We start from the raw sequence: 22,661 nt of genomic DNA on the forward strand, positions 1-22,661 counted from the left end.
GGCTCGTCGGCGTCACGGTTCCCGTGACGCCGACGAGCCCGTGTCAGTAGCCCGTCGTGGGGTCGACGACACCCTCGAGAGTGTCCCCGGCGACGAACCGGCCCAGGTTCTCCACCACGCGACGGCGCAGCAACGGCTCGACCATCTCGGGGGTGTCCGCGGTGTGCGGCGTGACGAGCGCGTTCGGCAGCTCCCACAGCGGGTGGCCGTCCGGCAGGGGCTCGGGGTCGGTGACGTCCAGCGCGGCCGCCCCGACCTGCCCGGACCGCAGGGCGGCCACCAGGGCGTCGGTGTCGACCAGGCCGCCGCGCGCGATGTTCACGAGCGTCGCACCGGGCCGCATCGCCGCCAGCTCCTGCGGGCCGACCAGGGCGCGGGTCTGCTCGGTGAGCGCCGCGGCGAGCACCACGACGTCCGCCTCGGCGAGCTCGGCGTGCAGGTCGGCGCCCGTGACGACCCGCTCCGCTCCGGGTACGGGCGCGGTCCGACGCCGGACCACGACGTTGCGGGTCCGGAACGGTGCGAGCAGCTCGAGGAACGAGCGGGCGATGCCGCCGGCCCCGAGGACCAGCACGCGTGCGTCGTACAGGGACCGGCCGGCCTCGGTGCCCCAGGTGCGCGTCCTGGCCCGTGCCGGGAGCTGCCGCAGCGCCGCGAGAGTCAGCGCCAGGGCGTGCTCCGCGACGGGTTCCGCGAAGGCGCCCTTGGCCGACGTCCAGGTGCGGTCGGAGTCGATCAGCCCGGCGTCGAGCGCGGCGTCGACGCCGGCCGACGGAAGCTGCACCCAGCGGACCCGGGGCGCCGAGGCGAGTGCGGGCCCCAGCCCGTCGACGCCGAGCGGGCCGAACCAGAGCAGGCCCTCGGTCTCGGCGCCGAGCGGGACGAGGCGGGCACCCGACGCCTCGACGGCCCCGGGCACCCAGGCGGGGGTGGACGGGGCGGCGCTGATCGCCGGACGGGCGCTCATGCGCGCACCTCCGTGCGGCCCTCTGCGGCCGGTGCGACGTCGCCGCCGGCGACCTGCAGGGACCACCCGTCCTGCTGGTCGGACTCGGCCTCCACCACGTCGCCGCGACGCCGGACCGTGAAGGAGACCGCGGAGCCGTCGGTACCGGCGACCTGAACGGTGCGCGACCAGTCGGGGTCCGGGTCGGGGTGCACCAGCAGGGTGAGCCCGTCGAGGTGGTCCGCGTCGGGCCGGTCCTCGTGGCGGGCGAGCGGCACGACGGCGCCGGGACGCAGGTAGACCGGCAGCGAGTCGAAGTCGTGCTGCTCGCGGACCCACCGGCCGCCCGTGATGCGCTCGCCGGTGAGCAGCCCGGCCCACTCGCCCGCGGGCAGGTAGAGGTCCACCTGACCCTCGGCGCTGAAGACCGGGGCGACGAGGAGGTCGCCGCCGAGCATGTACTGGCGGTCGAGGTGCGCCACGGTGAGGTCCTCGGGGAACTCCAGCAGCATCGGCCGCATCATCGGCGTGCCACGCCGGTGCGCCTCCTCGCCCGTGGCGACCAGGTACGGCGCGAGCCGGTTCTTCAGCCGCGCGAACTTCCGGGTCACGGCGACGGCGCCGGTCGGGTCGGACTCGTCCTCGCCGAACATCCACGGCACCCGGTAGGACCCGCTGCCGTGCATCCGCGAGTGGCTCGAGAACAGGCCGAACGCCGTCCAGCGCTTGAAGACCCCGGCGTCCGGGGTCATCTCGAAGCCGCCGATGTCGTGGCTCCAGTAGCCGAACCCGCTGTAGGCCAGGGAGAGCCCGCCCCGCAGCGACTCGGCCATCGACACGTACGAGGCGGTGTTGTCGCCGCCCCAGTGGACTGGGAACTGCTGGCCGCCGGCGGTGGCGGAGCGGGCGAACAGCACGGCGTCGTCGGCGCCGCGCTCGGAGGCGAGGACCTCGTGCACCGCCTGGTTGTACAGGTGGGTGTAGTAGTTGTGCATCCGCTCGGGGTCGGAGCCGTCGAAGTACTGCACGTCGGTCGGGATGCGCTCGCCGAAGTCGGTCTTGAAGGCGTCCACCCCCTGGCGCACCAGCCGGCGCAGCTTGTCCTGGTACCAGGCCGTGGCGTCGGGGTTGGTGAAGTCCACCAGGGCCATGCCGGCTTGCCAGCGGTCCCACTGCCACACGCTGCCGTCGCGGTTCCTCACCAGGTAGCCCGCGGCCATGCCCTCGTCGAACAGTGGTGACTGCTGAGCGATGTAGGGGTTGATCCACACGCAGACGCGCAGGCCGCGGTCGTGCAGGCGGGCGAGCATGCCCTCCGGGTCGGGGAACACCCGCGGGTCCCACTCGAAGTCGCACCAGGTGAACTCGCGCATCCAGAAGCAGTCGAAGTGGAACAGGCTGAGCGGGATCTCCCGCTCGGCCATGCCGTCGATGAACGAGCTCACCGTCTGCTCGTCGTAGTCGGTGGTGAACGACGTCGACAGCCACAGGCCGTAGGACCACGCGGGCACGCGGGCGGGTCGGCCGGTGAGGGCCGTGTACCGCTCGAGGATCGACTTCGGGTCGGGGCCGTAGATCACGTAGTAGTCCAGCGTCTCGCCGGGCACGGAGAACTGCACCCGCTCGACGGCCTCGGAGCCCACCTCGTACGACACGTGCCCGGGGTCGTCGACGAACACGCCGTAGCCGGCGTTCGTCAGGTAGAAGGGCACGTTCTTGTAGGCCTGCTCGCTGGACGTCCCGCCGTCCTCGTTCCAGATGTCGACGCTCTGGCCGTTCTTGACCACCGGGCCGAACCGCTCGCCCAGGCCGTAGACGAGCTCGCCGACGCCGAGGTCGAGCTGGTCGAACATGTAGCTCGTGCGGCCGTCGCGCTCGAGCTGGGGGGACCCGTGGTCGACGGCGGCACCGGGGGAGACGTCGACCCAGGCGGCGGACTTGCCGCCGGACCGGGTCAGGGTCCGTCCTTCCGCGCGGAACTCGAGCGACCAGGTCTTCCCGACGGACAGGTGGGCGCTCAGCGCGCCGGAGGTGACCGTGCCCTCGTCGCCCGCCACGACGGCCTCGCCGACGTCGTCGCCGGTGTTCACGGGGAACCGGAAGTGGTCGCCCGCGCCCTTGTGGTGGGTGTGGCGCACCCGGACGACGTTCTCGGCCGGGGCGGACACGGACGTGGTGACGACCGGGAGGTTGAGGGTGTCACCGCGGTGACGCACGACCTTCGTGGGCGCGATCGCGTGCAGCGCGCCGTCGGCGGCCGTGAGCCGGTCGACCTCGCGGGCGTAGTGGATGGCGACCCCTCGGCGGGCGTGCCAGAAACCGTCGGTGAACTTCATCGGGAACCTTCCCAGTGGTGGTGCGGAGCGCGGTGCGGTGGCGTCAGCGCGGGGCGGCGGTGGACCCGGCGGGGCGGAGCTCTCCGCCGAGCAGGAGCTGCAGCGGCGGTGTCGACGGTTCCGTCAGCCGGTCGACGAGCGCCTCGAGGCTGCGTCGGCCCAGCTCGGGCCCGGGGGCCACGACGGCGCTGACGGGTGGGTCCGCGGTGGCGATCGCCTCGACGGAGGAAGCGATCCCGAGCACGGACACGTCGTCCGGGACGGCACGGCCCGCGGCGAGGAGGCCGTTGACGAACCCGGGCAGCGCGGCCTCGTTGAGCGCCAGGACGGCGGTGACGTCGGGGTGGTCGGCGAGGAGCTCGTCGGCGGCGCGGTGCCCGGATCGTGGGTCCTGGGCCGCGCGCACGACGACGGCGTCCAGGTCGCGCCGGTCGGCCTCGGCACGGTAGGCGGCCTCGGTGCGGGTGATCGGGCCGTAGCCGGCCCAGGAGGGGGAGTCCAGGTCACCGATGAGGAGCCCGATCCTCCGGTGGCCCAGGTCCACGAGGTGGTCCAGCCCGGTGGTGACCATCGCGTCGAAGTCCATGTCGACGTAGGACAGGCCGTCGGGCTCCCGGGTGCGTCCGATGAGGCCGAACGGGACACCACGTCGCTCGAGCACCGCGATGCGGGGGTCGTCGGCCGTCACCTCCATGAGCAGCACGCCGTCGACGAGGCCGCCGGACACGTAGTCCTCGAGCTGGTCGGCTCCGGCGACGGGCCACAGCACCACGTTGAACCCGCGTCCGGTGGCCGCCGAGGCGGCCGCGGTCACGATGCTCAGCGCCGTCGCGCTGAGGCGGTGCTCCAGCGCGGGGAAGACGAGCGCCACGATGCGGCTGTGCCGGCTGGCCAGCGCACGGGCGACGACGTTGCGGCGGTAGCCGAGGTCGGCCATCGCGGTCTGCACGCGCTGCCGCGTCCGTTCGGCCACGGGCTTGGTGCCGTTGACGACGAACGAGACCGTCGTCAGGGAGACGCCGGCCCGGTCGGCCACGTCCTGCATGGTCACCACGGGGGCCTCCTGCGGGGTCGGTACGTCGGCGGGTGCGGACTGCCGTCCGATGATCACACATGGACGGGCGGTTGGTAAAGCGCTTTGATCCAGGCTACGGTGTCACCGGTAAAGCGCTTTGACGCGAGCGGGTGACCGTGCCTCGCCTCGCCAGCACACCACCGAGCGAAGGAGCTTCGACCGTGCGACGAACCCCCACCGCCGTCGGTGCGGCGACGGCCGCCGGCGTCGCGCTGAGCCTGTCCGCGTGCAGCGGTCAGACAGGCGCGGACGACGGCACGCTGGTCGTCACCGACACGATGTCGGCCACGAGCGCGCCCGTCTACGAGGAGATCTACGACGCGTGCGCGGCGGACCTTGGCCTGGACGTCCGGGCGAACCACGTCGCGGGGTCGGGGCTCATCGCCACCGTGCTCCAGCAGGCGTCGTCGCAGACCCTGCCCGACGTGCTGATGCTCGACAACCCGGACGTGCAGCAGATCGCCTCCTCCGGCGCGTTGAGCCCGCTGGGCGACTACGGCATCTCCGGCGCGGGGCTGCCGCAGGGCGTGCTCGACGCCGGCACCTACGACGGCGCGCTGTACGGGATCACCCCCGTGGTGAACTCGATCGGGCTGTTCTACGACGCACGAGCCCTGGCCGAGGCGGGCGTCGAGCCTCCGACCACCTGGGACGAGCTGCGGACCGCGGCCGCGGAGCTGACCACCGAGGACCGGTACGGGATCGCGTTCAGCGCGACCAACAGCTTCGAGGGCACCTGGCAGTTCCTGCCGTTCCTGTGGAGCAACGGCGCCGAGGAGGACGACCTGGCCTCGCCCGAGGCCGTCGAGGCGCTGGAGCTCGTCGACGCGCTGGTCGAGGACGGCTCGGCCTCGGCGAGCGTCGTGAACTGGTCGCAGAACGACGTCAACGACCAGTTCATCGCCGGCAACGCGGCGATGATGGTGAACGGTCCGTGGAACATGCCCAGCCTGGAGGCCGCCGAGGGCCTCGAGTACGCCTCGGTGCCGCTGCCGGTCCCGGCCGCGGGCGACACCCTCGAGGCCCCGCTGGGCGGGGAGGCCTTCACCGTCCCGGACACCGGGAACCCGGAGAAGATGGCCGCCGCCGGCGCGTTCGTCGACTGCGTGACCGCCGGGGAGAACCAGCTGACGATGGCCACGGGTCGGGGCGCCGTCCCCGCCGACAGCGCGGTCGCCGCGGAGGCCGCCCGTCAGAACCCCACAATCGCCACCTTCGTCGACACGGTGCAGACCGCCCGCGCCCGCACCGCGCTGCTCGGCCCCGACTGGCCGCAGGCCGCCACCCAGATCTACACCGCGGAACAGCTCGCCCTGACCGACACCGAGTCCCCGGCCGAGGCGCTCGAGCGCGTGGCGGCGCAGGACTGATGCGGTACGCCGGCACGGGCCCTGCCCGGAACGAACGAGAGGACGGACGACGATGACCACCACCCTCGCCGCAGGACCACGGGGCGCCGCAGCGCCGCCGTCGTCCCCGCCCCCGACGCGGCGCCGTGCCCGACGCCGCGAGCTGACCGCCCAGTGGTTGTTCCTGGTGCCGGCGATCGCCTACGTGCTGATCTTCTTCGGCTACCCGATCGTGAAGAACCTCGTGATGGGGTTCCAGGACTACTCGGTGCGCACCTTCGTCACCGGCGAGGCCCCCTGGGTCGGACTCGCGAACTACGCCGAGGTCGTGAGCAGCGGGATCTTCCGGACGACGGTCGTCAACACCGCGCTCTTCACGCTCGGGTCGATCGCCGGGCAGTTCGTGATCGGCCTGCTGTTCGCGCTGTTCTTCAAGCGGCGCTTCCCGCTCAACAACGTCCTTCGGTCGTTGCTGCTGCTGCCGTGGCTGCTGCCGATGATCGCCGGGAGCGCCGTGTGGCGCTGGATCCTCGACCAGGACGGCGGCATCCTCAACGAGACGTTGCAGGGCATCGGGCTCATCGACGACCCGATCCGCTGGCTGACCAGCCCGGACATCGCCCTGGTCGCCGTGATCCTCGTCAACGTCTGGGTCGGCATCCCGTTCAACATGACCCTGCTGTACAGCGGGCTGCAGAACATCCCCGACGAGCTCTACGAGGCCGGGGCGCTCGACGGCGCCACCGGGTGGAAGGCCTTCTGGTACATCACCTGGCCGAACCTGCGCTCGGTGGTCAACGTCGTGCTGGTGCTCGGCGTGATCTACACGCTCAAGGTGCTCGACATCATCCTGGGGCTGACCGGCGGCGGACCGGCCAACGCGACCCAGACGCTCGCCACGGACTCCTACCGCCGCTCATTCCAGGAGTTCTCCTTCGGCACCGGTGCCGCCGTGAGCAACGTGCTCATCGTCGTCTCGCTGGTGTTCGCCGTCGTCTACCTGCGCGCGAACCGACGCGCCGAGGAGGAGTGAGGTCCGCCATGTCGCCGACGACCACACCACGCACGCTGCTCAGCACCGCGCTCGGGATCGCGTTGCTGGCCTTCATGCTGTTCCCCGTGTACTGGATGGTGAACGTCTCCCTCCAGGGCGGCAGCACCGCGGCCAGCAGCACGTTCTTCCCGACCGACATCACTCTCGACGGCTACCGCACCGCGATCCAGGACCAGACCGGCAACCTGCTCACCAGCATCGTCGTCGCCCTCGGCGCCGTCGTCGTCTCCCTCGCGGTCGCCACCCCGGCGGCGTACGCGCTGTCCCGGTTCCGGCTGCGCGGGATGGGCATCTTCCTGTTCGCGCTGCTGCTGGCGCAGATGATCCCCGGCATCGTCATCGCCAACTCGCTGTACACGCTGTTCAACGACCTGGGACTCCTGAACTCCTACCCCGGGCTGATCCTGGCCAACGCCACCCACGGCATCCCGTTCGCGATCCTCATCATGAGCGCCTTCATGCGGTCCATCCCGCCGGCGCTGACCGAGGCGGCACGCGTCGACGGCGCGAGCCACTTCCGGGCCTTCTGGTCGATCATCGTGCCGGTGAGCAAGAACTCGCTCATCACGGCCGGGCTGTTCTGCTTCCTGTTCGCCTGGAGCGACTTCATGTTCGGCCTGACGCTCACCACGGGTGCGGACATCAAGCCGGTCACGCTCGGCATCTACGACTACCTGCAGGGCAACGTGCAGAGCTGGGGTCCCGTCATGGCGACCGCCGTGCTGTCGTCGGTCCCGGCGATCGTGCTGCTCGTGCTCGCCCAGCGGTACATCGCCGCCGGGGCGATGGGCGGCGCCGTCAAGTAGACGTCAGTCGACACGCAGCAGCGCGGGGACGTCGGTGGGTGGGCGACCGGAGCGGGCGAACTCGGCCCAGCCGGCACGCAGCGTCCGGCCGGTGTCGAGGAGCCCGGTGTCGGAGCGGCCCGCCACCACCGGCACCCCGCGCCAGCCGTCGGGGTCACCGAGCAGCAGCGGGAGCTCGGTGGCGTGCGCCGCCCGGAGCGGGTGGTGCGCGTCGCCGCCGAGGTAGGTGTACCGGGCGGCGCGGCCGCCGGCGCGGCGGTGGCGCTGGACGAAACGGTCCACCGCGCGGCCGTACACCGTCCGGGTGAGCCCGCGTGCCGCCGCCTCGCGCAGCCCGCGGCCCAGCCCCGGGACGAGCGGCCGGGGCAGCGCGCCGTCCACGAACAGCGCGGCCTCGCGGGCGTTCGTCCCCGCCAGGAGCTCGACCTGCGGGGCGACCCGCGACCAGGCGGAGGCCAGGTGCTCCTCCGGCGGCAGGGGAGCGAAGCCGTACTGGGTGCCGAACGGCATCGCCGCGCGCAGCCCGAAGCGGGGCAGGACGCGGCGCGCGGCGCGGTGCTGGGCGGCGAGCAGGTCCTCCAGGGGCGCGTCGTCGCGGACGGTGCGCACCTCGGCGGCCATGGCGGCCGCCATGGCCGCGCGGCGGCGGGAGATCCCCAGCGGCGGGCTCTGCACGATCGCCCGCCGGAACAGCCCGGTGGCGCCGTCGGCGACCATCAGGTGAACGATCGCGTCCGCCCCCGCGGACTCGCCCATCGCGGTCACGCAGCCGGGATCGCCGCCGAAGGCCGCCACGTTGCGCGACACCCATCGCAGCGCCGCCAGCATGTCCAGCAGGCCGAGGTTCGCCGGGTGCTCGGCGTCGCCCAGGAACCCCAGCACGCCGAGGCGGTACGTCACCGCGACCACGACGACGCGCTGCTCACGCACCAGCAGGGTCGGGTCGTAGCTGATCGCGTCGCCGGCGCCGGACACGTAGGACCCGCCGTGGATCCACACCACGACGGGCAGGTTCTCGCCCGGGGCGGCGTCGACGGGTGCGGTGACGGTCAGCCGCAGGCAGTCCTCGGACGGCGGCAGCGGTCGCGCGGAGTCCGGGCCGAAGACGTCCAGCCCGGCCGGGTCGGGATGCTGCGGGCACGACGGCGAGAACCCGGTCGCGTCGACGGTGCCCGCGGCCGGTGGCTCGTCCACCGGTGCTTCGAAGCGTGCGGCCCGGGCGTAGCGGATACCCCCGGCGCGCAGCACGTCGGGGCCGACCTGGACCACGAACCGGCCGGCCGGCGCCGCCACGACGTGCGTCGCGCCGTCGCGCGGACCACCTCCGGACACCGTCGTCGTCTCCTGGGTCATCCGTCCTCGCCTTCCCGCTGCCGCAGTACCGGGAATTTCCACCGGCCCTGCATCGATTGTCGCTCGTATGACGCAGTCAACGATCTCAGCACAGCTCGGTTCCCTCGACCTGTCCGCGGCGCCCCTCGCGCTTGGCGGGAACGTCTTCGGCTGGACGGCCGACGACGACGCTTCCTTCGCCGTCCTGGACGCCTTCGTGGCGGCCGGCGGTCGGATGGTCGACTCTGCCGACGTCTACTCGGCCTGGGTCCCCGGCAACTCCGGGGGCGAGAGCGAGGCGACCATCGGTCGCTGGCTCGCACGCGGCGGTCGCCGTGATGACGTGCTCGTCGCCACCAAGGTCTCCCAGCACCCCGAGTACCCCGGACTGTCCGCGGCGAACGTCCGTGCCGCGGCCGAGGCGTCCCTGCAGCGCCTGGGCACCGACCACATCGACCTGTACTACGCGCACTTCGACGACGCCGAGACCCCGGTGGCCGAGACCGCCGCCGCGTTCTCCCGGCTCGTCGACGACGGTCTGGTGCGCGAGATCGGGATCTCGAACTACAGCCCCGAGCGGATCGACCAGTGGTTCGCCGCGGTCGACGCCGAGGGGCTGCACCGCCCCGTGGCGCTGCAGCCGCACTACAACCTCGTCGAGCGCGGGTTCGAGGAGGCGCAGCAGGGCGCCGCGCTGCGGCACGGCCTGGGGGTGCTGCCCTACTACGCGCTGGCGTCCGGATTCCTGACCGGCACCTACCGCGAGGGCGTCACGCCCGACAGCCCGCGAGCGCAGGGTGCGGCGCGCTACCTCGACGTGCGGGGCCGCCGGGTGCTGGACGCGCTCGACGAGGTCGCCGCGGCGCACGACGTGCCCGTCGCCTCGGCGGCGCTCGCCTGGCTGCGCGCGCAGCCGACGGTGGTGGCGCCGATCGCCAGTGCGCGCCGCACCGACCAGCTCGACGCGCTGCTGACCTCCATGACGCTCGAGCTCACGCCGGGCGAGGTCGACCGGCTCACCGACGCCTCCGCCTGAGCCGGGTTCACGGGTCGCGGCCGACGTCGTCGAGGACGGTGACGACGTCGGCCGCGACCCGTCTGCGCGTCCGCCGTGCCGCCGGGGCGGAGTCTCCGGATGCTGACCTCGCGGGACCTCGCCACGATGGGGCACACGGCAGGACGACCGGACGACGGGAGGGACGGAGCCGATGGCCGCGGTCGGGCTCGTGCTGGGGATCGCCCTCGGCGCGATGATCGGTGGCGCGTAGGATCGCAGGATGACGAGCTCGGCACCGGGCCCGGCGGGTCCCCGGCCACTGCTGCGTGCGCTGCTGCTGGGCGCGGGCGTGGCGCTGCTCGTCGCTGCCCTGGTGCTGCTCGTCGTGTCCCACCAGCCCTCGGCCTCGTCGGTGTCCGCGGGGCACCTCCACGGCTCGGCCGGTGGCGTGGTCCACGCGGCTCCCGAGCACGCCGCGCCCATCCTGGGCGACGTCGCGGCGCACACGCACGAGAGCCCCGCCGAGGACCACGACCACGGAACCCTGGTGGTCTGCACGCTGCTGGCCGCGGCCGCACTGCTGGCGCTGGTCGCGCTCCGGGCGCGTGCCGTGACCTCGCCGGCGCAGGACGCACGGGCTGCGGGTCGACGCCTCGTCGGAGCACTGGTCGCCACCACGCGCAGCGTCGCCCCGCCCGACCTCCTGGCGCTCGGGATCTCGCGCACGTGAGCGGGCGGTCGTCATCGACGGCCCGCCCCCGTCCCCGGAGCAGCCGGCCACGCCGGCTCCCCGAACGATCCCGCCGAAGGACCCCATGACCGCCCGTCTCACCGGGTCGGCGCTCCCCGCCGCCCCCGCCCTGCCTGTCCGCCCGCGCGGCCGACCCCGCCGCGTCCACCGCCCAGGGAACCTGCACAGCCGGATCCCCGCCCTCGCCGGCGCTGTGCTGCTCGGCCTGCTGCTCCTGCTCGCCGGTGCCGTCCCCGCACAGGCGCACACGGACCTCGACACCGTCGAGCCCGCCGACGGCTCCACCGCCGACGGGCCGGTCGCGGAGGTCGTCCTGACGTTCACCCTGCCGGTCACCCCGTTGGGTGAGGCCGTCGAGGTCACCGGCCCGGACGGGGCCGTGCCGGTGGCGGTCACCCCGCAGGACGACGGCGTGGTTCTGCTCGCCACCCCGCAGGAGCCGCTGACCGACGGCGACTACACGCTCGAGTGGAGCGTGGCCGCCGAGGACGGCCACCCCCTGGACGGCACCGTCGCCTTCACCGTCACCGGCGCCGCGCCGGACGGCGGGTCGACCGACGACGGCAGCGCGGACGAGGGCGCCGCACCCGACGCGGAGGCCGCGCCGACCGCGACCGCGGAGGCGGACGCGGCGACCGACCCGGAGGCCGAGGCCGCAGAGGACGACGCGGCCGAGTTCGCCGCGGTGGCGGCCCGGCTGGCCGGTGCCGCCGTGCTGTGGGGCGCGTTGGTCGGCGGCGGCGGCCTGTTGTTCGCCGCACTCGTCCTGCGCGGACGCGACCGGCACGACGTGCCCGCCGTGCTCACGGCCGTGCGCTGGGTCGGCGTGCTCGCGCTCGTGGGAGTGCCGCTGCGCCTGGCCGCCCGGTCGGTCGTCGTGGCACAGGGCGACGTGACCGCCGCGGTCAGCCCGCCCGCGCTCGCCGACGCCCTGACCGGGGGCACCGGGCTGGTCCTGGGACTCCAGGCCGCCGGCGCCCTGGCGATGCTGCTCGGTGCCCGGCGGACGCTGGTCGGCTCGTGGCTCGCCGTCGTGGGCACGCTGCTGCTCGGAGCGGGCATCGTGCTCGACGGCCACAGCAACAGCGTCGGTCCGCACTGGCTCGTCGTGATCACCGACGTCGCGCACCTGCTGGCCGCCGCCGCCTGGGTCGGCGGGGTCGTCATGGTCGGCGTCGTGCTGCGCCGACGAAGGCGTGACGCGCGCCCGCTGGACGCCGGACTGCTGGGCAGCCGCTTCTCGGTGCTGGCGACCGGGTCCGTCGTGGTGGTCGGGATCGCCGGGGTGGCCCTGACCGTGGCGATCCTCGACCGGCCCTCGCAGCTGTGGGAGACCAGCTGGGGGCTGTTCCTGCTCGCCAAGGTCGCGATCGTCGCGGTGGTCGCCACGATCGGCGCCTATCAGCACTTCCGGGTGGTGCCCCTGCTGCAGGCACCCGGCCACGGGGCCCGCCGTGCGCACGCGGCGGGCCGTCTTCTGCAGCGTGGCGCCGGTCACGAGACCGCCTTCATGGTGGTGGTCGTGCTGCTCACGGCGTGGCTGGTCGCCGCCTCCGTGCACGGGTAGCCGCTCGTCAGCGGCCGTGGTGGTCCGAGGCGTTCAGCGTGGCCACCACCTCGTCGAAGGTTCCGTGCGCCTCGGCGTGGCGCAGGAACCCGACCCGCTCGACGAGGACCTCCGGGGCGCCCGGCTGCGAGCGCAGCAGGTCGACGACCTCGGAGACGAACTCCTCGAGCGGCATCGCGATCGGGTTGTCGCGCTGACCGGGCAACAGGTCCGTGGCGACCGCCGGCGGCACGATCTCGACGACGTCGACGCCCGTGTCCGCGAGCTGCAGTCGCAGCGCCTCGCTGAGCCGGTGGATCGCGGCCTTCGACGCGTCGTAGGACGGCGTGGCGGCCAGCGGCACGAACGCGAGCCCCGACGAGACGGTCACGATCGTCGCGTCGGGGCGGCGCTGCAGGTGCTCGACGAACGCGCCGATCAGCCGGATCGGTCCGAGCACGTTCGTGATGACGGTGCGTTCGGCGCTGGCCAGGAAGCTCTCGCGGCGGTGCCAGTCCTCGACCTGCATGATCCCGGCCATCGCGACGATCGCGTCGAGGTCCGGATGCCGTCCCAGGACGGTGCGGGCGGCGTCGTCGATGCTCGCCGGGTCCGTGATGTCGATCGGAACGGTGTCGATCCCGGGGTGGTCGGCCGCGATCTGCGCGAGCCGGTCGGTGCGGCGCCCGCCGACGACGACGGTGCTGCCCTGCTCGTGGAGCGCGACGGCCAGGGCGAGGCCGATGCCGCTCGTGGCGCCGGGGATGAAGACGGTGCTGCGGGTGATGTCCATGGTTCGAGCCTGGACGCACCGACCGATGCGGGACAGGCCTCACGGAACGGGGGACCAGCGATCCCTGGCACCGGGCCCGCCCGGCCGCGAGGATGGGAGCCATGGACCGTCGCGCCCTCGCCGAGTTCCTCCGACGTCGCCGCGAGGCGCTGCAGCCGGCCGCCGTCGGTCTGCCGCCGGGACTGCGGCGGCGCGCTCCCGGGCTGCGGCGCGAGGAGGTGGCCCTGCTGGCGACCATGTCAACCGACTACTACACACGCCTGGAGCAGCAGCGGGGCCCGCAGCCCAGCACCGACATCCTGGCCGCACTGGCTCGCGCCCTGCGCCTGACCGACGACGAGCGCGACTACCTGTTCCGCACGGCAGGCCAGCCCGCCCCGCCGCGGACCGTCGACGCCGGTCGGGTGGCGCCGGCGCTGCAACGGGTGCTGGACCGGCTCGACGACACCCCGGCGCTGATCCTCGGGCCGCTGGGGGAGACGCTCGCCCAGAACGACCTCGCCCGCGCCTTGTACGGCGACACCGACACTCTGCGCGGGTGGGAGCGCAGCGAGATCTACCGTTGGTTCGCCCACCCCGCCACGGCGCGCGCCGTCTACCCGGCCGACGACCGTGACCGCCAGGGCAGGTCGCTCGTCGCGAGCCTGCGGGCCGCGCTCGGACTGCTGGGGCCGCGCTCGCGGGCCGCGGCGCTGGTGGACGTGCTGACGGACCTGAGCGGGGAGTTCTCCGCCCTGTGGGATCGCCAGGAGGTGGCGCAGCGGTTCGTCGACCACAAGGTGCTGATCCACCCGGTGGTCGGCGAGATCGAGGTGGACTGCCAGGTCCTGCTGACCGAGGACCGACTTCAGGCGCTCCTGGTGCTCACCGCGGCCCCGGGCAGCGATGCCGCCGAACGGCTCCGGCTGCTGGGTGTGGTCGGCACCCAGGACCTGGGTGCCTCGGCTCAGCGACCGGGTCGGTGAAGGTGGGCGGACGCGGGGTCCAGGCCTCGCTCGAGACGGCGGCACAGCACCTCGACCTCGGCGTTGCCGGCGCCACCGACCCAGAGGGTGAAGGGTCCGGCGCACGCGCAGCCCTCGGGGTCGAGCCACTCGGTCACCCACGCGTCGAGCGCCGTCGCGAGGCGTCGTCCTCGGCGCCGGCGTGCCACCGGGGTGGTGTCCCGCCGCAGCACGTGGACGGCGACGCGGCCGGGGACGTCCCAGCCCGCGACGTCGGGCGCCCGGTCCGGTTCCGCCTCGAGGAGGACCTGGCCGACGGTGCACGCCGGCAGCGCCTCGAGGAGCGACCGGACCGTGGCGGTGTCGTCGGCCAGGCCGGCGACGAGGACGTGGTGGCCGCACGCGCCACTGTCGGGGTGCGCGTGCTGGTCGGGTGTGCGCAGGGGGCCGGTGTCCGGATGCACGGGCGCTCTCCTTCCGGTCGCCGAGAGGCGAACGTTGTAGGTAAGCCTTACCTCATCGCATCCCGTCCGACATCGCAAGGCCCGATGTCGATTGAATCGATACGATCGGCGTCGTGTCTCGAAGATCCCTGACCAACGTGTCCGACGTCGAACGCATCGACGGTGCCCATCCCGTCCGGTCGATCCTGCGGTTGCTGACCGCCCAGCCGCGCCGCCTCGCGCTGGCCCTGTACGCGTTCACGCTCAAGGAGATCCCGCTGTGGTTCCTGCCGGTCATCACCGGCGCGGTGATCGACATCGTGGCCGAGGACGGCGACGTGAGCTCGGTGCTGATCTGGTTCGGTGTCGCCGCGGTGCTGCTGGCGCAGAACTACCCCCACCACATCCTGTACACGCGCAACTTCATGACGGTGGTCCGTGACACCGGCGTCCGGCTGCGCAACGCGCTCGTCGAGCGCCTGCAGACGCTCTCCATCGGCTACTACGCGCGCTCCAGCGCAGCCCTCGTGCAGTCCAAGGTGGTCCGCGACGTCGAGAACGTCGAGATGATGCTGCAGCAGGTCACCCACCCGCTGCTGTCCGCGATCATGGTGCTCGTCGGCGCGATCTCGATGACCGCGATCCGCGTCCCGGAGTTCCTGCCCGTGTACGCGCTGGTCATCCCCACCGCGCTGCTCATCCGCCGCACGATGGCCCGTCGGTCCCAGGCCCGCAACGAGCAGTTCCGTCGCGAGATGGAGGGGTTCGCGTCCCGGGTGGGGGAGATGGCCTCCCTCATCCCCGTCACCCGCGCCCACGGTCTCGAGCAGACGGCCGCCACCCGGGTGGCCACCGGCGCGGACTACGTGCGCCGCGCGGGACTCAACCTGGACATGCTCAACGGCCGCATGCAGTCCATGTCCTGGGTGTCCATGCAGTTCCTCGGGGTGTTCTGCCTGGTGCTCGCGGCCACGGTGTCGCTGTCCGGGATCATCCCCATCACCCCCGGCGAGGTGGTGCTGCTCTCGACCTACTTCAGCCTGCTGACCCAGGGGCTGACCCAGGTGCTCAACCTGGTGCCGGTCACCGCGCGCGGCGTCGAGTCCATGCGGTCCATCGCCGAGGTGCTGGCCGAGCCCGACCTCGAGGAGAACGAGGGGCGCCGCCCCGTCGAGCAGGTCACCGGACACCTCCGGCTCGAGCACGTCCACCACCGGTACCCCGAGGCCGAGTCGGACGCGCTCGCCGGCATCGACCTCGAGATCCGTCCCGGCGAGACCGTCGCGTTCGTGGGACCCTCGGGCTCCGGCAAGTCGACCCTGCTCAACCTCGTGCTCGGGTTCGTGCGCCCCACCGGCGGCCGGATCCTGCTCGACGGCCAGGACATGGCCGACCTCGACCTGCGGACCGTGCGCCGGCACGTCTCCGTCGTGCCCCAGGAGTCGGTGCTGTTCGAAGGGTCCATCCGCGACAACGTCGCGTACGGCCTGGACGACGAGGCCGACGACGAGCGGATCCGTGCGGCCCTGCGGGACGCCAACGCGCTGGGGTTCGTCGACGTGCTGCCCGAGGGGTGGGACACCGTGGTCGGTCAGCGCGGGGCCCGCATCTCCGGCGGTCAGCGCCAGCGGCTCGCCATCGCCCGGGCCATCGTCCGCAACCCGGACATCCTGTTCCTCGACGAGGCCACCAGCGCGCTCGACCCCGAGTCCGAGGTCGCCGTCCGTGACGCCCTCGACCGTCTCATGGCCGACCGCACGACCCTCGTCGTCGCGCACCGGCTGTCCACGGTGCGGCAGGCCGACCGGATCGTCGTGCTCGACCACGGCCGGATCGTCGAGGTCGGGCCGCACGCCGAGCTGCTCGCGCGAGGGGGACGCTACGCGGCCCTGCACGCCGCCCAGGAGGGCGGCCTGAGCGCATGAGGTCAGCGCACGGTGAACCCGCGCTCGCCGCGCACCGGTACCTCACTGCTGTCGACCCGGGTCACCCGGGCCGCGCTCGGCCCGGTCCGCAGCACCTCCAGCACCGCCCGGACGGCGTCGTCGTCACCCTCGACCTCGGCCTCGACGGTGCCGTCCGGCAGGTTGCGCACGTGCCCGGCGGCACCCGCCCGCTCGGCCGCGGCGGCCGCCGTCGCACGGAAGCCGACACCCTGGACCCGGCCGTGCACGACGGCGTGGAAGCGGCGCGTCATGAGCCCATCGTAGGTCGGCGCGGCAGCCGCTCGGCGGTGCACGGCGCCGGGATAGCATGTGGCACCGACGGACGACGGGAAGGCGTGAGACGGCTCGTGGGGAGACCTGACAGCTCGACGGACGGTGACGACAGTCCGGGCCAGGACGTGCGGTCGAAGGGCGGTCGCCCGTGCTGACCACCGTGGCGACCCTGCTGCTCGGGTTCGTCGTGATCGGCGTCGTCATCGCGTTCAACGGCTACTTCGTGGCCCAGGAGTTCGCCTACATGTCGGTGGACCGTTCGCGCCTCGGCGCCCGCGCGGAGGCGGGCGACAAGGCCGCGGCACGCGCGCTGTCGGTCACGCGCCGCACGTCCTTCATGCTCTCGGGGGCCCAGCTCGGCATCACCGTGACCGGTCTCCTCGTGGGTTACGTGGCCGAACCCCTCGTCGGCACCAGCCTGGGCGAGATCCTGGGCGTGGCCGGGATCCCGGCGGGGGTGAGCGTCGCCGTGGGAACCGTCGGGGCGCTGCTGGTCTCGACGGTGCTGCAGATGATCTTCGGCGAGCTCTTCCCGAAGAACCTGGCGCTCGCCGCCCCGGAGCCGCTGGCCCGGTGGCTGGCGCGCTCGACGCAGATCTACCTGGCGGCCTTCGGGTGGCTGATCACGGTGTTCGACCACGCGGCGAACGCGTTGCTGCGGCTGTGCCGGATCGAGCCCGTGGAGGACGTCGACTCCAGCGCGACGGCCCGCGACCTCGAGCACATCGTCGCCGACTCGCGCGAGAGCGGCGACCTGCCGGAGGACCTGTCGATGATGCTCGACCGGATCCTCGACTTCCCGCAGCGCGACGTCGAGCACGCGATGGTGCCGCGCTCGCGGGTCGACACGGTCCACTCCCGCACCACCGTGGGCGAGGTGCGCAGCGCCATGGCCGCGGCGCACACCCGCTACCCGGTCGTCTCGGACGACGACGAGCCGCTCGGCGTGGTCCACCTCCTCGACGTCCTCGACGCCGCGGACGACGCACCGGTGTCGCAGATCATGCGGCCGGCCACGGTCCTGCCCACCCTGATGCTGCTGCCGGACGCGTTCGGTGAGCTCACGACCGAGCGCGACGAGCTGGCGTGCGTCATCGACGAGTACGGGGGCTTCGCCGGGATCCTGACCGTCGAGGACCTGGCGGAGGAGGTCGTCGGGGAGATCACCGACGAGCACGACGTCGAGCAGGCCGAGGTCGTCGAGCCGGAGGGCGCGACGACATGGCGCATGGGCGGCGACGTCCACCTCGACGAGGTCGAGCGTGTCATCGGCCACGACCTGCCGCGCGGGGACTACGAGACGCTGTCCGGACTGCTGATCGCGCAGTGCGGCGAGCTGCCCGAGGTCGGTGCCGTCGTGGTCGTCGAGCTGCCCGTCGAGCCGGCCGACCTCGCCCTGCACGAGCCGGTGCGCCGGCGGCTGTCCGCCGAGGTGCTGGAGGTGGCGCGCCGGGTGCCCGCCACGGTGCGGGTCGACCTGCTGGACGAGGAACCCGCGGACGGCGAGCACGACGACGTCGAGGGGACGGTGCGATGACGAACCCGTGGGTGGTCGTGGCGGCCACGGTGGGCCTGCTGGCGCTGAGCGCCTTCTTCGTGGTCATCGAGTTCGCGCTGCTCGGCGCGCGCCGGCACCGGCTCGAGGAGCGCGCCGCGACGAGCCGCGGTGCCCGGGCGGCGCTGCGCGGGGTGAACGAGCTGACGGTGATGCTCGCCGGGGCGCAGCTCGGCATCACCGCCTGCACGTTCGCGCTCGGCGCCGTCACCAAGCCGGCGGTCGACTCCTGGCTGGGCCCGCTGCTGGCGTCCTGGGGGCTGCCGCACTGGCTCGCCGACGGCGGGTCCTTCGTGCTCTCGCTGCTGCTCGTCACGTTCCTGCACCTCGTGGTGGGCGAGATGGCGCCGAAGTCGTGGGCGATCGCGAACCCCGAGCGGTCCGCGATCCTGGTCTCCCCGCCGGCCCGGGCCTTCATCGCGGTCTTCCGCCCGCTGCTGAGCTGGATCAACAGCGTGGCCAACCGCCTGGTCCTCGCCACCGGCGTCGAGCCCGTCGACCGCGCCGCGGTGGGCGGCCAGGACGCCGAGACCATCCGGCACCTGGTCGAGCACTCCGCACGGGTGGGTGTGCTGGACGACACCGTCCACTCGCCGTTGGCGAGCGCCCTGGAGATGACGGGCCAGAGCGTCGAGGAGCTCCTGCGCCGGGACGTCCCTCCGACGTCCGTGCCCGCCGACGCGGACGTCGCCGCCGTACGGGCCGCCGCCCGTGCCAGCGGCCACCTGAGGATCCTGGTCGACGTCGACGGCGCGCACGGGGACGGCCCGCGCATCCTGCACGTGCGCGACACGCTGCTGGAGCCGGGGGAGCGGCCGGCCCGGGAGCTGGCGCGACCCGCCTTCGTGGTGAGGCCCCGGACCCCGGTCCACGAGGCGCTGGCGGGGATGCGGCACGCCAGCGAGCAGCTGGCCGTCGTCGTGGACGACGGCGTGCCGGTCGGTGTCGTCACGCTCGAGGACGCCCTCGGCCGGGTGATCCCGCGGAGCTGACCGGTCGCACCGGTCGGTCACCGGCTGCGGCCGGAGCATATCGGTTGCGCACAATCAGATGGTGTGCAACCGTTGAGCCATGCCAGACGTCGGAGCATCCCGAGCGCTCGACCCGCTGCTGTGCTTCGCGGTGTACTCGCTCGAACGGCGCATCGGTCGGGTCTACGCCGAGCTGCTGGCCCCCTGGGGCCTGAGCTACACCCAGTACCTCGTGCTGACGCTGCTCGGCGCGAACCACGGCGTGCCGCTCACCCTCGGTGAGCTGGGCCGCATGCTCGACCTCGACTCCGGGACGCTCTCGCCGCTGGTCAAGCGGCTCGAGCGACGCGGGCTGGTCCGGCGTGACCGCGACCGCGACGACGAACGCGTCGTCGTCGTCGCCCTGACCGACGACGGCCGCGACCTGCACGCCGAGCTCGCCGACGTCCAGCGCTGCCTCGCCGAGCGGCTCCCCGACGACCGGGCTGCCGCCGCCGACCTCATGGCGCGGCTGCGCGAGGCCAACGACTTCCTGGCCCGCCCCTGAACCGCGGCGCCGACGACCTGTCGGCACCGTCCCGAGGAGAGGAGCTCCACCCATGATCGAGAACGTCGCCTACACCGCCGAGGCCCTGTCCACCGGCGCCGGCCGCGACGGCCGCGTGCGCAGCGACGACGGCCGCGTCGACCTGGACATGGCGATCCCGCAGCAGATGGGCGGGTCCGGGGCGGGGTCGAACCCCGAGCAGCTCTTCGCCGCGGGGTACGCCGCCTGCTTCCACTCGGCGCTGCAGAACGTCGCCCGGGTGCAGAAGGTCTCGCCGGGCGAGACGTCCGTCGGCTCGCGGGTCTCGATCGGTGCCAACGGCGCGGGCGGCTTCGAGCTGGCCGTCGAGCTCGAGGTCGTGGTGCCGGACCTGCCGCGCGAGCAGGCCGAGCAGCTCGTCGAGGCGGCGGAGAAGGTGTGCCCGTACTCGAACGCGACGCGCGGCAACATCGACCTGCGGCTGAGCGTCGTCGAGGGTTGAGCCCGCCGCGTGGCGCACCCCGGGGCGCTGTCGCCCCGGGGTGCGCCGTCGTGCGACCCAGCACGTACAGTGTTCCGCGTGAGTGAACGAGGTGCAGGGATCGGTGACGTCACCAGCGCGGACCAGCTCGCCCAGGGGCGCGTCCGGCTGCGGTCGAGCGACACGTGGATCCCCGAGGCAATGGGCGAGGCCTGCCGTCGCGCGGCGGCGGAGGGCGTCGTGCTGCTGAAGAACGAGAACGCGGCGCTCCCGCTGGATGGGAGCGCTACCATCGCGGTGTTCGGCCGTGTCCAGCAGGACTACTTCGCGGTCGGGTACGGATCCGGCGGGGACGTGCGGCCCCCCTACCAGTGGAACCTGATCGACGCGCTGCGCGACCGGGACGGCCTGCAGGTCGACGCCGAGCTCGCCGAGCGCTACGCCGCGTGGTGCGCCGAGCACCCCGTGGACCCCGAGCCGGAGTGGGGCACGTGGCCCCGGTCCCACCCCGAGATGCCCCTGGGCGCCGAGGAGATCGCCGCCGCCGCCGAGCGTGCCGGGACCGCGCTCGTCGTCGTCGGGCGCGCCGCGGGCGAGGCCCGCGAGCAGGCGCTGGAACCGGGCAGCTTCTACCTCACCGAGGACGAGCGCTCGCTGCTGGCGCACGTCTCCGAGGCGTTCGAGCGCACGGTCGTGGTCGTCGACACCGGCAACGTGATCGACCTGGCCTGGACGCGCGAGCACGACCTCGACGCCGTCCTCGTGGCCTGGCAGGGCGGCATGGAGTCCGGGCGCGCCGTCGTCGACGTCCTGACCGGCGCCGTCCCCGCCCAGGGGCGGCTGACCGCGACGATCGCGGAGTCCTACGCGCGCTACCCGAGCGCCGGGCACTTCGGCGGCCCGGACGCCAACGAGTACGTCGAGGACGTCTACGTCGGCTACCGGTACTTCGAGACCTTCGCCCCCGAGCACGTGCTGTTCCCGTTCGGCTTCGGGCTGTCCTACACGACGTTCGCGGTGGACGACGTCAGCGTCGTCACCGACGCCACCACCGCCGTCGTGCACGCCACGGTGACCAACGTGGGCTCCGAGCACGCCGGCGCCGAGGTGCTGCAGGCCTACGTGCGCGCACCGCACGGGGTGCTCGGACGGCCCCGCCGCCAGCTGGCCGCCTTCGCCAAGACCCGCGAGCTGGCACCCGGCGAGTCCCAGCGGCTGGTCCTGCGCGTCGCCCTCGAGGACGTCGCCGCCTACGACGACGCCGGTGCGACCGGTCACCGGTCGGCCTCCGTGCTGGAGGCCGGGCGCTACGAGATCCTGCTCGGCACCGACGTCCGCGCCGCCTCGGTGGTCGGCGCCGTCGAGATCGAGAGCCTGCAGGTCGTCCGCCGGCTGAGCGAGGCCGCCGCCGTGCGCCCGGAGCACGCGTTCGACCGTCTGGTGGCCCGTACGGGCGACGACGGCACCACCGTGGCGGACAAGGCCGCCGTGCCCACGGCCACGGTCCCGCGGCGCGAGCGCGTCCTGGCCGGTCTGCCGGCCGCGATCGCGCGCACCGGCGACGTCGGCATCACGCTGGGCGACGTCGCCGGCGGGCGGGCCGAGCTCGACGCCTTCGTCGCCCAGCTCGACGACGACGAGCTCGAGGCCCTCACGCGCGGCGACTTCACGATGGACTCGGCGCTCGGCGCCGCCGGCAACGCCGGAGCGCTCGGGGGGACCAGCCGCAGCCTGCGGGACAAGGGCGTGCGCGCCCTGACCACGACGGACGGCCCCGCCGGGATCCGGCTGGCCACCCACACCGCCCTGTTGCCGTGCGGGACGGCGCTGGCCTCGACCTGGAACCCGGAGCTGGTCGAGCGGCTGAACGCCCTGCTGGCCGACGAGATGGCCGTCAAGGGATCCGACGTCCTGCTCTCGCCGGGCATGAACATCCAGCGCGACCCGCTGTGCGGGCGCAACTTCGAGTACTTCTCGGAGGACCCGCTGCTGACGGGGCGGATGGCCGCGGCGACCGTGCGCGGGATCCAGCACGCCGGGCTGGCCGCCTGCCCGAAGCACTTCGCGGCCAACAACCAGGAGACGAACCGCGAGTACAACGACTCGCGCGTCTCCGAGCGGGCGCTGCGCGAGATCTACCTGCGCGGGTTCGAGATCTGCGTGGCGGAGGCGGCCCCGCGCACCGTCATGACCTCGTACAACAAGATCAACGGGGTCTGGGGCCACTACCACCACGACCTGGTCACGACGGTGCTGCGCGGGGAGTGGGGCTTCACCGGCGCGGTGATGACCGACTGGTGGCTGCGCGAGGCCGTCGACCCCGACTTCCCGGCGCTGACGAACGACGCCTACCGGGTCCGGGCGGGCGTCGACGTGAACATGCCCGGTGCGTGGCGGCGCGAGGACCGGCACGGGGACGGCTCGCTGCTGGCCTCGCTGGCGGCGCCCGAGGGGATCACCCTCGGCGAGCTGCAGCGCACCGCGCGTCACGTGCTGCGGCTGGTGCTGTCCCGCGTCCCGGCGGACGGCTGAGCGGC

General features: G+C 73.4%; 20 protein-coding genes. 13 read left to right on the forward strand and 7 right to left on the reverse strand.

All coding sequences use genetic code 11. The annotated features are described in order from the left end of the window. Positions 1–43: 43 nt before the first annotated feature. Genes HDG68_RS03885 through HDG68_RS03895 form a run of 3 tightly spaced genes read right to left on the reverse strand, consistent with a single transcriptional unit; the run spans position 44 to position 4,327 of the window. Positions 44–967, reverse strand: coding sequence for an NAD(P)-dependent oxidoreductase (locus HDG68_RS03885; RefSeq protein WP_172149498.1), 924 nt, complete (start codon positions 965–967; stop codon positions 44–46). Next, positions 964–3,282 carry an alpha-xylosidase gene (gene yicI / locus HDG68_RS03890; protein WP_172149500.1) on the reverse strand — a complete coding sequence of 773 codons (2,319 nt, stop codon included), beginning with the start codon at positions 3,280–3,282 and terminating at the stop codon, positions 964–966. The genes HDG68_RS03885 and yicI overlap by 4 nt, the downstream gene beginning before the upstream one ends. A 43-nt stretch (positions 3,283–3,325) precedes the next feature. Further along, the gene (locus HDG68_RS03895) at positions 3,326–4,327 is read right to left on the reverse strand and encodes a LacI family DNA-binding transcriptional regulator (RefSeq protein ID WP_246253622.1); all 1,002 of its coding nucleotides are present in this window, start codon (positions 4,325–4,327) and stop codon (positions 3,326–3,328) included. A gap of 191 nt (positions 4,328–4,518) precedes the next feature. Here HDG68_RS03895 and HDG68_RS03900 point away from each other — a divergent pair, with 191 nt between their 5' ends. From HDG68_RS03900 to HDG68_RS03910, 3 genes are read left to right on the forward strand one after another with little or no spacing between them, the layout of a single operon-like run. Beyond that, entirely contained in the window at positions 4,519–5,727 is a 1,209-nt protein-coding gene (locus tag HDG68_RS03900; protein ID WP_172149504.1) for an extracellular solute-binding protein, read from the forward strand. A 52-nt stretch (positions 5,728–5,779) separates the two neighbouring features. Further along, on the forward strand, positions 5,780–6,739 hold the full coding sequence (locus tag HDG68_RS03905) for a carbohydrate ABC transporter permease (protein ID WP_172149506.1): 960 nt from the start codon (positions 5,780–5,782) through the stop codon (positions 6,737–6,739). An 8-nt stretch (positions 6,740–6,747) separates the two neighbouring features. Beyond that, positions 6,748–7,566: a carbohydrate ABC transporter permease gene (locus HDG68_RS03910; RefSeq protein WP_172149507.1), complete on the forward strand. Its 819-nt coding sequence runs from the start codon at positions 6,748–6,750 to the stop codon at positions 7,564–7,566. A 3-nt stretch (positions 7,567–7,569) separates the two neighbouring features. Here the strand turns inward: HDG68_RS03910 and HDG68_RS03915 are convergent, their stop codons facing one another. Further along, the gene (locus tag HDG68_RS03915) at positions 7,570–8,919 is read right to left on the reverse strand and encodes a carboxylesterase family protein (RefSeq protein WP_172149508.1); all 1,350 of its coding nucleotides are present in this window, start codon (positions 8,917–8,919) and stop codon (positions 7,570–7,572) included. 67 nt (positions 8,920–8,986) lie between these two features. Between HDG68_RS03915 and HDG68_RS03920 the strand changes: the two genes are divergently transcribed. The 3 genes from HDG68_RS03920 to HDG68_RS03930 all read left to right on the forward strand — a co-directional run bounded on the left by HDG68_RS03920 (position 8,987) and on the right by HDG68_RS03930 (position 12,213). Continuing rightward, a complete protein-coding gene (locus HDG68_RS03920; RefSeq protein ID WP_172149509.1) occupies positions 8,987–9,934 on the forward strand; it encodes an aldo/keto reductase in 948 nt (315 codons plus the stop codon). 241 nt (positions 9,935–10,175) lie between these two features. Next, positions 10,176–10,625 (forward strand): hypothetical protein, encoded by a 450-nt coding sequence (locus tag HDG68_RS03925; RefSeq protein WP_172149510.1) that lies wholly within the window; start codon positions 10,176–10,178, stop codon positions 10,623–10,625. A gap of 85 nt (positions 10,626–10,710) precedes the next feature. After that, on the forward strand, positions 10,711–12,213 hold the full coding sequence (locus HDG68_RS03930) for a copper resistance CopC/CopD family protein (RefSeq protein ID WP_172149511.1): 1,503 nt from the start codon (positions 10,711–10,713) through the stop codon (positions 12,211–12,213). Positions 12,214–12,220: 7 nt separating this feature from the next. On the opposite strand, the gene HDG68_RS03935 is transcribed toward HDG68_RS03930, so the two are convergent. After that, entirely contained in the window at positions 12,221–12,985 is a 765-nt protein-coding gene (locus HDG68_RS03935; protein WP_172149512.1) for an SDR family oxidoreductase, read from the reverse strand. Between the two features lie 101 nt (positions 12,986–13,086). Here HDG68_RS03935 and HDG68_RS03940 point away from each other — a divergent pair, with 101 nt between their 5' ends. Beyond that, positions 13,087–13,950 carry an MmyB family transcriptional regulator gene (locus tag HDG68_RS03940; protein WP_172149513.1) on the forward strand — a complete coding sequence of 288 codons (864 nt, stop codon included), beginning with the start codon at positions 13,087–13,089 and terminating at the stop codon, positions 13,948–13,950. On the opposite strand, the gene HDG68_RS03945 is transcribed toward HDG68_RS03940, so the two are convergent. After that, the gene (locus tag HDG68_RS03945) at positions 13,932–14,393 is read right to left on the reverse strand and encodes an SIP domain-containing protein (RefSeq protein ID WP_172149515.1); all 462 of its coding nucleotides are present in this window, start codon (positions 14,391–14,393) and stop codon (positions 13,932–13,934) included. The genes HDG68_RS03940 and HDG68_RS03945 overlap by 19 nt on opposite strands. 113 nt (positions 14,394–14,506) lie before the next feature. Between HDG68_RS03945 and HDG68_RS03950 the strand changes: the two genes are divergently transcribed. Next, positions 14,507–16,297, forward strand: a complete 1,791-nt coding sequence (locus tag HDG68_RS03950; RefSeq protein WP_172149517.1) for an ATP-binding cassette domain-containing protein — start codon at positions 14,507–14,509, stop codon at positions 16,295–16,297. A 2-nt stretch (positions 16,298–16,299) separates the two neighbouring features. Here HDG68_RS03950 and HDG68_RS03955 read toward each other — a convergent pair whose 3' ends face one another. Next, the gene (locus HDG68_RS03955; RefSeq protein ID WP_172149519.1) at positions 16,300–16,569 is read right to left on the reverse strand and encodes an acylphosphatase; all 270 of its coding nucleotides are present in this window, start codon (positions 16,567–16,569) and stop codon (positions 16,300–16,302) included. A 170-nt stretch (positions 16,570–16,739) separates the two neighbouring features. On the opposite strand from HDG68_RS03955, the gene HDG68_RS03960 reads away from it, so the two are divergent. From HDG68_RS03960 to HDG68_RS03980, 5 genes are all read left to right on the forward strand, one after another. Continuing rightward, positions 16,740–18,128, forward strand: a complete 1,389-nt coding sequence (locus tag HDG68_RS03960) for a CNNM domain-containing protein (protein WP_172149521.1) — start codon at positions 16,740–16,742, stop codon at positions 18,126–18,128. After that, on the forward strand, positions 18,125–19,138 hold the full coding sequence (locus tag HDG68_RS03965) for a CNNM domain-containing protein (protein ID WP_172149523.1): 1,014 nt from the start codon (positions 18,125–18,127) through the stop codon (positions 19,136–19,138). The genes HDG68_RS03960 and HDG68_RS03965 overlap by 4 nt, the downstream gene beginning before the upstream one ends. Positions 19,139–19,217: 79 nt before the next feature. Continuing rightward, positions 19,218–19,664, forward strand: coding sequence for a MarR family winged helix-turn-helix transcriptional regulator (locus HDG68_RS03970; RefSeq protein WP_172149525.1), 447 nt, complete (start codon positions 19,218–19,220; stop codon positions 19,662–19,664). Between the two features lie 52 nt (positions 19,665–19,716). After that, complete coding sequence (locus HDG68_RS03975) at positions 19,717–20,145, forward strand: organic hydroperoxide resistance protein (protein ID WP_172149527.1); 429 nt, start codon at positions 19,717–19,719, stop codon at positions 20,143–20,145. Positions 20,146–20,223: 78 nt separating this feature from the next. Continuing rightward, positions 20,224–22,656: a glycoside hydrolase family 3 protein gene (locus HDG68_RS03980; RefSeq protein ID WP_343037415.1), complete on the forward strand. Its 2,433-nt coding sequence runs from the start codon at positions 20,224–20,226 to the stop codon at positions 22,654–22,656. Positions 22,657–22,661: the final 5 nt, after the last annotated feature.

The sequence above is a fragment of the Isoptericola chiayiensis genome, from assembly GCF_013149805.1.
GTDB classification, from domain to species: Bacteria; Actinomycetota; Actinomycetes; order Actinomycetales; family Cellulomonadaceae; genus Isoptericola; species Isoptericola chiayiensis.

Coding starts and splice junctions, on each gene's coding strand:
- HDG68_RS03910 (WP_172149507.1), top strand. CDS start 6,748: ATGTCGCCGACGACCACACCACGCACGCTGCTCAGCACCGCGCTCGGG.
- HDG68_RS03920 (WP_172149509.1), top strand. CDS start 8,987: ATGACGCAGTCAACGATCTCAGCACAGCTCGGTTCCCTCGACCTGTCC.
- HDG68_RS03940 (WP_172149513.1), top strand. CDS start 13,087: ATGGACCGTCGCGCCCTCGCCGAGTTCCTCCGACGTCGCCGCGAGGCG.
- HDG68_RS03935 (WP_172149512.1), bottom strand. CDS start 12,985: ATGGACATCACCCGCAGCACCGTCTTCATCCCCGGCGCCACGAGCGGC.
- HDG68_RS03970 (WP_172149525.1), top strand. CDS start 19,218: ATGCCAGACGTCGGAGCATCCCGAGCGCTCGACCCGCTGCTGTGCTTC.
- HDG68_RS03955 (WP_172149519.1), bottom strand. CDS start 16,569: ATGACGCGCCGCTTCCACGCCGTCGTGCACGGCCGGGTCCAGGGTGTC.
- yicI (WP_172149500.1), bottom strand. CDS start 3,282: ATGAAGTTCACCGACGGTTTCTGGCACGCCCGCCGAGGGGTCGCCATC.
- HDG68_RS03965 (WP_172149523.1), top strand. CDS start 18,125: ATGACGAACCCGTGGGTGGTCGTGGCGGCCACGGTGGGCCTGCTGGCG.
- HDG68_RS03930 (WP_172149511.1), top strand. CDS start 10,711: ATGACCGCCCGTCTCACCGGGTCGGCGCTCCCCGCCGCCCCCGCCCTG.
- HDG68_RS03915 (WP_172149508.1), bottom strand. CDS start 8,919: ATGACCCAGGAGACGACGACGGTGTCCGGAGGTGGTCCGCGCGACGGC.
- HDG68_RS03975 (WP_172149527.1), top strand. CDS start 19,717: ATGATCGAGAACGTCGCCTACACCGCCGAGGCCCTGTCCACCGGCGCC.
- HDG68_RS03895 (WP_246253622.1), bottom strand. CDS start 4,327: ATGCAGGACGTGGCCGACCGGGCCGGCGTCTCCCTGACGACGGTCTCG.
- HDG68_RS03905 (WP_172149506.1), top strand. CDS start 5,780: ATGACCACCACCCTCGCCGCAGGACCACGGGGCGCCGCAGCGCCGCCG.
- HDG68_RS03925 (WP_172149510.1), top strand. CDS start 10,176: ATGACGAGCTCGGCACCGGGCCCGGCGGGTCCCCGGCCACTGCTGCGT.
- HDG68_RS03885 (WP_172149498.1), bottom strand. CDS start 967: ATGAGCGCCCGTCCGGCGATCAGCGCCGCCCCGTCCACCCCCGCCTGG.